Here is a 12,312-nt window from a genome sequence, read left to right as displayed (position 1 = left end):
TATTACGCCTTTTGCAGCGCCACGGCGCGCGTTTTTCCACCGACCCCGACCGCCGTGGCAATCGCCAGCGCCTGGAATACGCCAATGAACACGAATACCAGCGCCGGCCGGTCGCCATCCATCAAGGCGCCGAACAGCAGCGGCCCCACGGCCAGGCCGCTGTCGAGGCCCGAATACACCACGCCATACACGCGGCCGGTGGCGTTCGGCGGCGCCGCTGCGCGTATCATCAGGTCGCGCGACGGCCCCGCCACGCCAGAGGTCAGGCCGATGGCGCCCATCAGCACCACCGCGCCCCAGGCCGGCACCAGATTCATGCCCAGCAACACGGCCAGCAGGGCCGCCGCCGAAAAGGCGATCGCCACGTTGCGGTCCGGATGGCTGCTGCGCGCGCCCACCACGCCGCCGGCCGCCATGCCGACCGCCGAGGCCAGCATGTAGGCCGTATAGGCGCTGGTGGCCAGCGCCAGGCTCATGCCATACAGTTTCACCAGCGCCACGCTGGCAAAACTCTGGATACCACCCAAGGCAATGGCGGTAATGAAGAAGAAGGCAAAGCACATCCATACGGCCGGCAGGCGCAAAAACGACAGCGTGCCTTCGGCCGGCGCGGCGCCTTTGGCCGCCACGCTCTTGAGCGGCTCGGGACGGATCGCATGGCGGTTCAGGAACAGGATCAGCAGCACGCCGAACGGCAGCACGGAAGCGCTCATCAAGGCCACCCGCCAGTCATAGTGGGTGGCCACATACGTCATGAACAGCGGCGCCAGCGCCCAGCCGATATTGCCGCTGATGCCATGCATGGAAAAGCCGTAAGCCACCCGCGCCGGCGAGACGCGCTGGTTCAGGATGGTGTAATCGGCCGGGTGAAACACGCTGTTGCCGGTGCCAGCCAGCATTGCGCCCAGCATCAGTTGCGTATAGCTGTGCGCCTGGGCCAGCGCCAGCGCCGATACGCCCAGCAGGAACACGCCGGCAAACAACACGGCGCGCGCGCCGAAACGGTCAACCACGAAGCCGGCCAGCGCCTGGCCCACGCCGGAGATAATGAAAAACACCGTCATCAAGAGGCCCAGTTCGGCATAGCTCAGGTTGAAGGCGGGTTTGAGCCAGACGAACAATGCCGCCAGGATCAAATGGTAAAAATGCGATACGCCGTGCGCCAGGCCCACCAGGCCGATCACGCGCGCGTCGCTGCGCAAGGTGCTTGTTGCCATCATGTCATCCCCTGATTTATACTTGTCAGCTTGCAGTGTATGCAATTTACTATCGCCTGTTTTCCGATAGAATGACATTCTTTATCGATTTCCTGCCAAGCTGATGGCCGTTCCCATTTTTCGCCATACCCGCATGTGTCCGCCACGCGAAGCGCCCAGCGCGGCCATCCCCGTGACCATGATCGCGCGCGACCTGCAGCCCGACGAATTCCTGCTGCCGCACAGCCACCCCTGGGGCCAGGTCACGCTGGCGCTCGAAGGCGTGCTGCGCATTACCGCGCTGAGCAGCAGCTGGATCTTGCCGCCGATGCGCGCCATCTGGATTGCGCCGAACGTGGAACACGAGGTGACGATGCTCGAGAAAACCAGGCTGCGCCCGCTGTGCGTGCTGGCCGAGCGCGCGCCGTTTGCCGGCCGCGACTGCAAGGTGCTGGAAGTGTCAGGCCTGCTGCGCCAGCTGATCATGGCGCTCGAGCAACTCGATCCGGGCCAGGAACCGGCGCGCGAAGCGCTGCTGGCCGAGCTGATCCTGGATGAATTGAAACGCTCGAGCACGCGCCCCATCCGCGTGCCGCTGCCGACCGACAAGCGCTTGAAAACCCTGTGCGCCAGCTTGATCGACCAGCCCGGCTCGAACCAGACACTGGAGCACTGGGCGCACGTGGTGGGCGCCTCGGAACGCACCCTGGCGCGGCTGTTCGAACGGGAACTGGGACTGAGTTTTGGCCAGTGGCGCCAGCAGGTGCGCCTGGCCCACGCGGCGCCGCTGATCGCGCGTGGCGTGCCGCTGTCGCAGGTGGCCGAAGAACTGGGCTATGCCAGCCAGTCGGCATTTTCGGCGATGTTCAAGAAAACCTTCGGCAGTTCGCCGTCGGCGTTTTTTGCGGATCGGGGTCAGACCCGCCGGGTCTGACCCCAGCCCTTGCAGTTGGGGTTGGAGTTAAATAATTACTTACGCCAGAAAATCGAACAGCGAACTTTTACCGGTATAGCCGGGCAGCACCGAACCGATGCCCATCTGCTCCTGTGCCGAATACAGTTTCACCAGCGCTTCGGCCTGCGCCGTCAATGCCTTGGCCAGTTCGGTCTTCTTGGTGTTCAGGCTGGTGATTTCCTTGCCCACTGTTTGCACTTCCTTGGTGATCAGGCTGCTGGTACCGGTCAGCTCGCCGATCTTGCTGCCAAACTGATCGGCAACGCCTTTGCCGTTATTGGTAAACAGCTTGCTGACGGCATCGGGATCGGCCTCGATGGCGGACTTGAGTTTCTTTTCGTCCAGCACCAGTTCGCCGCTCTTGCCCAGGGTCACGCCAGCACTGGCCAGCACCGATACCGGCACGCCATTGCTGGCCGTGCGCAGCACCTGCGACATTTGCGTGCTGACCTGTTTTAGCGCTGTATCGTATTTCAGGTCGCCCTCTTGCAGGCTATGTATCTTGGCGTTCAGTTCGTTATACGCCGTGACAAAGCTGGACACATTGCTGGCGATCTGGCTGCTGTCCTTGGCCACCACCAGATTGGTCTCGCCCTTGGCTTTCAGCTCGACCATCACGCCGTCGATGGCGCTGCTCAAGGTATTGCTGGCGCTTTTGACTTCCTTGCCGGCCACGGTGGCCAGCGCATCCTGCGCGGCCGTGGTCTGCTGCATGCCCTTGCTGGCGCTGGGCGAGTAGGTCAGCAGATTGCTGATGGCCGCGTCGCCCGTCACGCTGATGCGCATGCTGTTGTCGGCACCGCTCTTGCCATTCAGGGTCAGCGTATAACCATCTTCGCCCTTAATCACGCTGGCATCGACACCGGCTTTTTTCAACGCGGCGGCGATGCCGTCCAGGGTATTGTTGCTGCTATCGATATCGAGCGTGATGGCCTTGCCGTCGCCGGCGGAAAACTGCTTGCCGTCAACGCTGCCCAGTTCGATCCTGATCTGCGCCGTGGCGCCCGTGCCGATCGCCGTATTCGACGCTTTTTGCGCGGCAGTGGCCAGGGTCTGGCCCTGCGCCAGTTGCTGGACATTGATGGCGTAACTGCCACTGACGGCCTTGTCATTGGTGCTGGCCGCCACCACGCCGGCCGTGCTGGAAGTGGCCGAAGTGGCCAGGCCGCTGCCGGCCATGTTCTGTGCCACGCCCTGGAACTTGGCCAGCGCCGATTGCAACTGGCCCAGCGCCGACAATTTGGTCTGGTCGCGCGTCAGGTTGTTATTGAGTTTGGTGACGCCGGTATTTTGCGACAGCATCTGCTTCTCGACCTTGGCATACACTTCGGCCGAGGGCGCCGTCTGGGTGGCCGTATTGGTGTAGGCCTTGCTGGCGATGGTCGAACTGAACATGATGGATTTCCCGTCTGATGTGATTCACAACACACGGTACCACTGCTGACCGCGCGCCAGGCCAGAGACCAGGCACGGCGCACATGGCGCGGCGGCATCCGGTCTTCTGATTGCTCATTATGCAGCATTGGCGGAATATTAAAACAGCGAACAGAGCCGTTTTTGCCGCACTGCACGTATTTTAACGCATGAACTTGGAGATGGCGCTGGTGACGGCCATATCGAGCCGCATGAAGGTCAGGCCCACCTTGAAGCCGGCGCTGCTGAAGATGCAATGCGAAACGGTGGCGTGCGCTTCGATGATATTGGCCTTGCCATCAAAAAACAATTCAAACAATACCTTGCCCTGCTTGCCGGCCTGCACCGGTTCAGCCACCACGGCCGACATGCCGCCGGGTCCAACGTCGATGGTGCGCGCCGCCACCGGGCCGGCGCCGTCCATGATTAACATTGCCTTGGCGCGCAAGATCTTGCGCGCGCTTTGCCTTTGCTCTACTGACACTGTATACGCTCTTCAAGAAGTTCATTCAACGCGCCATGATGGCGCGTCTCGATAGGGCGAATATTATAGTTCTAAATAGAAATTTCGTTTAGTCCAGCATAAAATTATCAGTTTGACCACTGCACTATTTATTCGTGATCGCGCAGTTTATTGAACGCCTCGTCGATGCGTTCGACGGCAATCACTTTGATACCCTCTATCGCCTGCTTGGGCAAATTCGATTTCGGGATCATGGCCAGCGTAAAGCCCAGCTTGGCCGCTTCGCGCAGGCGCTCCTGGCCACGCGGTGCCGGGCGGATTTCACCAGCCAGCCCCACTTCGCCAAACACCACCAGGCCACGCGGCAGTGGCTTGTTGCGCATCGACGAATTAATCGCCAGCAAAACAGCCAGATCGGCCGCCGGTTCCGTGATTTTCACACCGCCGACCGCGTTGATGAAGACGTCCTGGTCAAAGGCGGCGATGCCCGCATGGCGATGCGCCACCGCCAGCAGCATGGCCAGGCGGTTTTGTTCCAGGCCCACGGAAAGCCTGCGCGCGTTCGGCAGATGGCTGGTATCGACCAGCGCCTGGATTTCCACCAGCAAGGGGCGCGTGCCTTCCTGCGTCACCATCACGCACGAGCCCGGCACTTGGTTGTCGTGCTGCGACAGGAACAGGGCCGAGGGATTCGACACGCCTTTCAAGCCTTTTTCCGTCATGGCAAACACGCCCAGCTCATTGACGGCGCCGAAGCGGTTCTTGATGGCGCGCACCAGGCGAAAACTGGAATGGGCGTCGCCTTCGAAATACAGCACCGTGTCGACGATATGCTCGAGCACGCGCGGACCGGCCAATGCGCCCTCTTTCGTCACGTGGCCAACCAGGATGATGGTGACGCCGGTCTGCTTGGCCGCACGCGTGAGCTGGGCCGCGCATTCGCGCACCTGCGCCACCGAGCCGGGCGCCGAACTGAGCGCATCGGAGTACACCGTCTGAATCGAATCGATCACCACCACCTCGGGTTTCAGATCGTTCAAGGTAGACAGGATTTTTTCCAGCTGGATCTCGGCCTGCAACTTGAGTTCCTTGGCATCGATCACCAGGCGTTTGGCGCGCAAGGCGATCTGCGCGCCCGATTCTTCGCCACTGACATACAGCACCCGCTTGTGGTGCGACATATTGGCCAGCGCCTGCAGCAGCAGGGTCGACTTGCCGATGCCGGGGTCGCCGCCGATCAGCACCACGCCACCGGCTACCATGCCGCCGCCGAGCACGCGGTCGAACTCCTCGATGCCGGTGCCGAAACGGGGCACGTCGATGGCGTCGATATCATCGAGCGACAGCACCGGCGCCGTCTGCGCCAGCGACATGTGCTGCGGATTGGAATAGCGGTTGTTGCCGGGCGCCGCATCGGCCACCGTCTCGACCATGGTGTTCCATTGATTGCAGGAGGTGCACTGCCCCATCCATTTATTGCTGATGGCGCCGCAGTCGCTGCAGGTGTAATTGGTCTTGGCTTTGGCCATGGTGGGATCCGCTTTAAAATAACTGGTTATATATACAGTATATACAATCGCCGCGACGGCGTCACGCGGCACGCACCGGCCGGTGCACCTCGAACCGCACTCGACACGACTGACACCATTTATAAAATATTCATGAATATATGCATTTTTACCATGGCAAAGGATTTAATTGAGACTTGAACAACTCCAGTAAAACGGACCCGTCCAAACTTGGGGGTTGCCGTTTTTTCGTGGTATAAAGCAAGCCAGATATGATTTCAGGCAATCCAGAATGAATCGTGGTTTTTATACCATCATGGCAGCGCAGTTCTTTTCCTCGCTGGCAGATAACGCCCTTTTTTTTGTCGCCGTCGATTTATTGGTGTCCATGAACTCCCCGGCGTGGATCACGCCGCTGCTGAAATTATCGTTCGTGCTGTTCTATGTATTGCTGGCTGCCTTTGTCGGCGCCTTCGCCGATTCCCTGCCAAAAGGCAAGGTCATGTTCATCGCCAACATGGTCAAGATCTTCGGCTGCGCCCTGGTCTTCTTCCACGTCCATCCGCTGCTGGCCTATGCCGTGGTCGGCTTCGGCGCCGCCGTCTATTCGCCGGCCAAGTACGGCATCCTGACCGAATTGCTGCCGCCGGAAAAACTGGTGGCGGCAAATGGCTGGATCGAGGGGCTGACCGTCACTTCCATCATTCTCGGCACCGTGATGGGCGGCGCCCTGGTCAGCGGCCATGTGTCGGACATGCTGCTGTCGTTCGACTTTCCGCTGATCGATACGGGCATCAGCAACAAGAGCGAAGCGGCGTTGTGCGTGGTGGTCGGCATTTATATCCTGGCAACCCTGGCCAACCTGAAAATCCCGGACACCGGCTGCAAGTATGCGCACCAGGAACGCAATCCTGTCAAACTGATCAGCGATTTTGCCAATTGCTACAGTATCCTGTGGAAAGACAAGCTGGGCCAGATCACCTTGGCCGTGACGACGCTGTTCTGGGGCGCCGGCGCCACCTTGCAGCTGATCGTGCTGGAATGGGCAAAGCAGTCGCTGAACATGCCGTTCGACAAAGCTACCAGCCTGGTCGGCGTGGTCGCCATCGGCGTGGCTGCCGGCGCCATCCTGTCGGCGCGCTTCATTCCGCTGCGCAAATCGCTGACCGTGATACCGCTGGGTATCGCCATGGGCGTGATCGTCATGATGATGACGCAAGTGCATTCCGTGTGGATAGCCTACCCGCTGTTGATACTGATCGGCGCGCTGTCGGGCTTTTTCGTGGTGCCGATGAATGCGCTGCTACAACATCGCGGCCATGTGCTGATGAGTGCGGGGCACTCGATCGCGGTGCAGAACTTTAATGAAAACCTGTCGATCCTGACCATGCTGGCCGTGTATTCCATCATGATCCGCTTGCACCTGCCGCTGAACATCATCATCACCGTGTTCGGCCTGTTTGTGGCCGGCACCATGTACATGATCATGCGCAAGCACAAGCTGAACCAGGCCGAGCATGACAATCTGTCGCTGATTGGCGAGCAGAAGCATTAAGGTCAAGCCGGCAATACACCTTCGATGCGCCGCGCAGCTGCCTGCTGCGTCCAGTCATCGGGCACGACAAAACCACGCGCCGTTTCCACTTCCCAGCCATCGACTTGCTCGACGGCTGCGACCAGCACCGGTTGCGCCTCATCGGCCAGCCTGGCCTGCAAGCTGACAATATCGAATACTTCCACGTCGCGCCCCTTGAACGGCGCCAGCCATTGCAGCTTGGGCAGGATGACGTAGCGCCCGCCCTGCACTTGCCCTGCCGTGCACCAGAAACCGTGATTGTGATCGTGGGAAATTCCGTCCATTTCCCGCATTTCGCCATGCTCGTAAAACAGCCAGCCTTTGACCAGCGCCTGGGCACGATCGACAGGCTGCGACAGCAGCGTCACTGCAGCCGGATGCGCGGACAGCGCCAGTTGCTTGTCGAGAATCTTGCGCATTTTCAGGCCCAGCGTATCGGCCAGGTTGGGACCGATCAGATGGTGGAACACGCCAGCGTCCGGCCCGCCTTCGAGTAAATAGAACTTGGTGGCAAATTCCCAGTGCAGCAGTTGATCATCGCGTTTGAGCAGGAAATCGAATTCGCCCACCGTGTCGTTGCGGTTGACCTGCACCTGCAAGCCGTGGGCGTGCAGAAGGCCATGCTGCTCAAAATAAAAGGCCAGCAGCTTTTCGGCGTACAGGCCCAGGCGGGAATAGAATTTCGTGCCCAGCGCGCAATCGAGCGGCGCCGGGTCCGCCTGCAGCGCGTCGAGCCAGGCGGCAACATCGCTGGTGACCGGCGCCAGCGTGGCGATCTGCCCGCCCCAGTGCACGCTGGCGGGATCAAGCAGGTCGGGCGCATCGAGCAGCCAGGCCAATGCCCGCACATGGGGCCGGGTCAAGTGCCCCCAGCGGCGCTCGAAGCGCCGCTGGTAGTGATCAGGTTCGTGCGGCATGCGTGCCGGTGGCCAGGCACAGGTCGGCCCAGGCGCGCGCCTTGGCCTTGCCGGTCTCGTCCTGCAGCAGCAGGTCGGGGTGGAAGGTGGCCACCACAGTGGCGCTGCCCAGCTGGCGCAGCTTGCCGCGCACCGGTTTTTCGCCAGCGATGATGCCGGCGGCGGCCATCTGCCCCAGGGTAACGATGGTGCGCGGCTGCAGCAGCGCCAGTTCGCGCTCGAAATACGGCCGGCAGGCGGCCGACTCGGCCTCGCTCGGCAAACGTTCCTGGCCGCTGTCGTCGAGCGGACGGCATTTCAGCAGATGCGTGATGTAAACATTCTTGTTGGCGTCAAGCTGCATGGCTTTCAGCATATTGTCCAGCAATGCGCCCGGCTCGCCGCCCAGCGCGCGCCCTTCGCGTTCTTCGCTGCGCGACGGGCTGCTGGCGGCCATCAGCCACTCGGCCTGGCGGTCGCCACGGCCCAACACCACGCCCTTGCGCGTCTTGCACAGGTCGCAGCGGGTGCATTTGGCCACCGCGGCAGCAAGGCCTTCCCAGTCCATGGCGGCGATGTCAAGGTCGCTCACCTGTCTGGCCGGCGGCGGCGCCGGTGCGTCGTCGAACCAGGCGGTCGAGCTGTCTTCGGTGACGGCGACAGGTTCCGGCGCAGGGGAAGGTGCGGCAACCACGACTGGCGGCGCAATCTCGGCCACCGGTTCGGGCTCGGGTTCGGGTTCCCGCTCTGCAAGCGCCACCGGAGCTTGCATCACGATTTCTTCGGCAACCGGCTGCACCGCTTCCTGGCGCAAGCGCCATAGCGGGCCGACGCCCATCTCATCCAGAAATACGTCGCTGCGGTTCATAAGGTATGGCGCATGACGATGGCGTCCTCACGTTGTCCATTGCTGGCCGGGTAATACCCTTTGCGCCGGCCGATCTGCTCAAAGCCGTAGCGCTGGTAAATATCGAGCGCGCGCGTGTTCGATGGCCGCACTTCCAGCAGCATCGACACCATGCCATGCTGGCGCGCGCAGGCGCAGGCCTGGTCCAGCAGGCAGCGGCCCAGGCCCTGGCCCTGGATGGCGCCGTCGACGGCCACGTTCAGCAGATGCGCTTCATCGACCACCAGCATCAGCACGTAATAACCAAGCAAGGCGCCGTCAGGGCCGCGCAGCACCCAGGCCGGGTAATCGCTGTGCAGCGAATCGACGAAATTGCCTGGCGTCCAGGGATGCGGATAGACGCGCTGCTCCAGCGCCGCCACCTCCGGCACATCGCTTGCCAGCATGGGCCGGTAATCGAGGCGCAAAAGGTCCCACAAGCCCTGGCTCATTGCGCCGCCTTCTCTTCCTTTTCCTGTTGCATCACCAGCCGCTCGGCGCTGGTATAAGCGATCTTGTTGCGCAGATACAGCGGCTGCGCTTCGGCGGCGGTCACAACATTGCCAGCGGCAAAGGCGACGCGCGCCAGCTGCGCGATTTGCACCGCATGCGGCATGATGGCGGCATCGGCCCCGGCGGCGCAGGGCAATCCCGCCAGCGCTTCCGCATAGGCGGCAAAACCATTGCCGCAGGCGCTCACATCGCCTTGCGGCGCCACGCCGGCAGGCGCGCTCAGCACTGGCGGCACGACGGTTTTCACGCCATCGGTCATATCATATTGAGCCCAATACACTTCGCCCATGCGGGCGTCGAGCACGGCCAGCACCTGCTGCGCGCCATGTGCCTGCTGGCAGGCCAGCGCCATGGCATCTAACGTCACGACCGGCACTACCGGCAACCTGGCGCCAAAGGCAAGACCCTGGGCGATGCCGCACGCCGTGCGCACGCCGGTAAACGAGCCGGGACCGGAACCGTAGGCGATGGCGTCGCACTCGGCCAGGGTCACGCCGGCTTCGGCCAGCAATTCCTGCACCATCGGCAGGATCGATTGTGAATGGGTACGCACGCCCGACGACGAGCGTGACAGGACAACATCGCCGCGCAGCAAGGCGCACGATGCGAGTTCGGAAGAAGTTTCAAGGGCAAGTATGGTAGACATGGCGCGTATTTTACCCTGCCGCGCCAGCGCCGGGCATGCGGAACAGTCAGGGCGGCTATAATGGAATGCTTGACCGCTGTCATTTTTGCAGCGAGCACGTTGTCCACATCACCCTACTCTTGCCCTGGTCCGCTCCGTGAATCCACTTCTTGCCAAACTGCAACCATATCCCTTTGAAAAGCTGCGCCAGCTGTTTGCCGGTGTTGCCGTCACTCCTGATTACACGCCCATCAGCCTGGGCATGGGCGAGCCGAAGCATCCAACGCCAGCCTTTATCGAGCAGGCGCTGATCGACAATATTGGCGGACTGGCCAGCTATCCGACCACCATCGGCTCGGAAGCATTGCGCAGTGCGATTGCCGGCTGGCTCGAACGCCGCTATGATATTCCCGCGCTGAACCCGGCCACGCAGATCCTGCCCGTCAACGGTTCGCGCGAGGCGCTGTTTGCGCTGGCGCAGACCGTGATCGATCCCAAGGCCGGCTCGCTGGTGATCAGCCCGAACCCGTTCTACCAGATCTATGAAGGCGCGGCCTACCTGGCTGGCGCCGAGCCGTATTTCGTCAATTCCGATCCGGCGCGCAATTTCGGTTGCGACTACGACAGCGTGCCCGCCGCCGTCTGGGAAAAAGTCAAGCTGCTGTTCCTGTGTTCACCCGGCAACCCGACCGGCGCGGTGCTGACCCTGACCGACTGGGAACACCTGTTCGCCCTGTCCGAGCGCTACGACTTCGTGATTGCCGCCGACGAGTGCTATTCCGAGATCTACCATGGCGACAACGCGCCGCTGGGCGCGCTGCAGGCGGCGCACATGCTGGGCTTGTCCAGCGTAGAGCGCCCGTACGCGCGCCTGGTGGTGTTTTCCAGCCTGTCGAAACGCTCCAACGTGCCCGGCATGCGCTCGGGTTTTGTTGCCGGCGACGCTGAAGTGCTGAAAAAATTCCTGCTTTACCGAACCTACCACGGCGGCGCCATGAGCCCTGCCGTGCAGGCGGCCTCGATTGCGGCCTGGAACGACGAAACCCATGTCGAGGAAAATCGCGCAAAGTACCGCGCCAAGTTTGACGCCATCACCCCGCTGCTGCAAACGGTGATGGACGTGCAACTGCCCGACGCCGGCTTTTACCTGTGGGCCGACGTCAGCCGTACCGGATTGAGCGACACCGAGTTCGCACAGCGCCTGTACGCCGAATATAATGTGACGGTATTGCCTGGCAGTTACCTCGCGCGCGACGCGCACGGCATCAATCCGGGCCGCAATCGCATCCGCATGGCCCTGGTGGCCGAAACGGCCGAAGGGCTTGAAGCGGCCCAGCGCATAGTAAAATTCTGCCAGCAGCTTACCGCATCCGCAACAACCAACTGAACTGACTGAACATCATGAGCCAACAACTGCAAAACATCATCGACCAGGCCTGGGAAAACCGTGCCGAGATCAATCCGCGCAACGGCGCGGCCGAACTGCGTGACGCCGTCGGCCACGTCATCAATGGCCTGGACAACGGCAGCATCCGCGTGGCCGAAAAAACCAGCGGCGACTGGGTTGTCAACCAGTGGGTCAAGAAAGCCGTGCTGCTGTCGTTCCGCCTGGAAGACAACATCGTCCTGCCATCCGATGGCACGATGCAGTTCTACGACAAGGTACCGACCAAGTTCGCCAACTACACCGCCGAAGACTTCGCCAAGGGCGGCTTCCGCGTGGTGCCGCCGGCGGTTGCCCGCCGTGGTTCGTTTATCGCCAAGAACGTCGTGCTGATGCCGTCGTACGTCAACATCGGCGCCTACGTCGATGAAGGCGCCATGGTCGACACCTGGGCCACCGTCGGCTCCTGCGCCCAGATCGGCAAGAATGTCCACCTGTCCGGCGGCGTCGGCATCGGCGGCGTGCTCGAACCCATGCAGGCAAACCCGACCATTATCGAAGACAACTGCTTTATCGGCGCCCGTTCGGAAATCGTCGAAGGCGTGATCGTCGAAGAAAACTCGGTCATCTCGATGGGCGTGTATATCGGCCAGTCGACCAAGATCTATGACCGCGCCACCGGCGAAGTGACCTACGGCCGCGTGCCTGCCGGCTCCGTCGTGGTATCGGGCAACCTGCCTTCGGAAGACGGCAAGTACTCGCTGTACTGCGCCGTGATCGTCAAGCGCGTCGACGCCAAAACCCGTGCAAAAACAGGCATCAACGAGTTGCTGCGCGGTATCTGATGGCGGCGCCGCAAGGCGTTTGAGCTGAACCGAAAAAGTCCCGCCGCGTGCG

At 61.7% G+C, this 12,312-nt stretch carries 12 protein-coding genes; 4 read left to right on the top strand and 8 right to left on the bottom strand.

Going from position 1 to position 12,312, the window contains the following annotated elements; all coding sequences use genetic code 11:
* Nucleotides 1-2: 2 nt before the first annotated feature.
* The gene (locus AC0Z42_RS07590; RefSeq protein ID WP_485467618.1) at nucleotides 3-1,220 is read right to left on the bottom strand and encodes an MFS transporter; all 1,218 of its coding nucleotides are present in this window, start codon (nucleotides 1,218-1,220) and stop codon (nucleotides 3-5) included.
* Nucleotides 1,221-1,320: 100 nt separating this feature from the next.
* Between AC0Z42_RS07590 and AC0Z42_RS07585 the strand changes: the two genes are divergently transcribed.
* Nucleotides 1,321-2,130 (top strand): AraC family transcriptional regulator, encoded by an 810-nt coding sequence (locus AC0Z42_RS07585; RefSeq protein WP_485467617.1) that lies wholly within the window; start codon nucleotides 1,321-1,323, stop codon nucleotides 2,128-2,130.
* A 39-nt stretch (nucleotides 2,131-2,169) separates the two neighbouring features.
* Here AC0Z42_RS07585 and fliD read toward each other — a convergent pair whose 3' ends face one another.
* The 3 genes from fliD to radA form a co-directional block, all read right to left on the bottom strand.
* A complete protein-coding gene (gene fliD / locus AC0Z42_RS07580; RefSeq protein WP_485467616.1) occupies nucleotides 2,170-3,546 on the bottom strand; it encodes a flagellar filament capping protein FliD in 1,377 nt (458 codons plus the stop codon).
* A 181-nt stretch (nucleotides 3,547-3,727) separates the two neighbouring features.
* Nucleotides 3,728-4,048: a PilZ domain-containing protein gene (locus AC0Z42_RS07575; RefSeq protein ID WP_485467615.1), complete on the bottom strand. Its 321-nt coding sequence runs from the start codon at nucleotides 4,046-4,048 to the stop codon at nucleotides 3,728-3,730.
* Between the two features lie 128 nt (nucleotides 4,049-4,176).
* Nucleotides 4,177-5,556: a DNA repair protein RadA gene (gene radA, locus AC0Z42_RS07570; RefSeq protein ID WP_308925494.1), complete on the bottom strand. Its 1,380-nt coding sequence runs from the start codon at nucleotides 5,554-5,556 to the stop codon at nucleotides 4,177-4,179.
* A gap of 271 nt (nucleotides 5,557-5,827) precedes the next feature.
* Between radA and lplT the strand changes: the two genes are divergently transcribed.
* Nucleotides 5,828-7,090 (top strand): lysophospholipid transporter LplT, encoded by a 1,263-nt coding sequence (lplT, locus tag AC0Z42_RS07565; RefSeq protein ID WP_485467614.1) that lies wholly within the window; start codon nucleotides 5,828-5,830, stop codon nucleotides 7,088-7,090.
* Nucleotides 7,091-7,092: 2 nt separating this feature from the next.
* Here lplT and AC0Z42_RS07560 read toward each other — a convergent pair whose 3' ends face one another.
* The 4 genes from AC0Z42_RS07560 to tsaB are packed head-to-tail and all read right to left on the bottom strand — an operon-like array spanning nucleotide 7,093 to nucleotide 10,052.
* A complete protein-coding gene (locus AC0Z42_RS07560) occupies nucleotides 7,093-8,028 on the bottom strand; it encodes a DUF1853 family protein (protein ID WP_485467613.1) in 936 nt (311 codons plus the stop codon).
* A complete protein-coding gene (locus tag AC0Z42_RS07555; RefSeq protein WP_485467612.1) occupies nucleotides 8,012-8,875 on the bottom strand; it encodes a uracil-DNA glycosylase in 864 nt (287 codons plus the stop codon). Before AC0Z42_RS07555 ends, AC0Z42_RS07560 begins: the two co-directional genes overlap by 17 nt.
* Nucleotides 8,872-9,345 (bottom strand): ribosomal protein S18-alanine N-acetyltransferase, encoded by a 474-nt coding sequence (gene rimI / locus AC0Z42_RS07550; protein ID WP_485467611.1) that lies wholly within the window; start codon nucleotides 9,343-9,345, stop codon nucleotides 8,872-8,874. The genes AC0Z42_RS07555 and rimI overlap by 4 nt, the downstream gene beginning before the upstream one ends.
* Nucleotides 9,342-10,052: a tRNA (adenosine(37)-N6)-threonylcarbamoyltransferase complex dimerization subunit type 1 TsaB gene (gene tsaB, locus AC0Z42_RS07545; RefSeq protein ID WP_485467610.1), complete on the bottom strand. Its 711-nt coding sequence runs from the start codon at nucleotides 10,050-10,052 to the stop codon at nucleotides 9,342-9,344. The genes rimI and tsaB overlap by 4 nt, the downstream gene beginning before the upstream one ends.
* A 136-nt stretch (nucleotides 10,053-10,188) precedes the next feature.
* Between tsaB and dapC the strand changes: the two genes are divergently transcribed.
* Both dapC and dapD read left to right on the top strand, forming a co-directional pair.
* Nucleotides 10,189-11,418, top strand: coding sequence for a succinyldiaminopimelate transaminase (dapC, locus tag AC0Z42_RS07540; RefSeq protein ID WP_485467609.1), 1,230 nt, complete (start codon nucleotides 10,189-10,191; stop codon nucleotides 11,416-11,418).
* 14 nt (nucleotides 11,419-11,432) lie between these two features.
* Nucleotides 11,433-12,260 (top strand): 2,3,4,5-tetrahydropyridine-2,6-dicarboxylate N-succinyltransferase, encoded by an 828-nt coding sequence (dapD, locus tag AC0Z42_RS07535; protein ID WP_312434296.1) that lies wholly within the window; start codon nucleotides 11,433-11,435, stop codon nucleotides 12,258-12,260.
* Nucleotides 12,261-12,312: the final 52 nt, after the last annotated feature.

Source organism: Janthinobacterium sp. 1L-D-8-B-C4, assembly GCF_057291295.1.
Note: the sequence above shows the minus strand (reverse complement) of the source record. Positions and strands in the feature narration are given on the sequence as shown.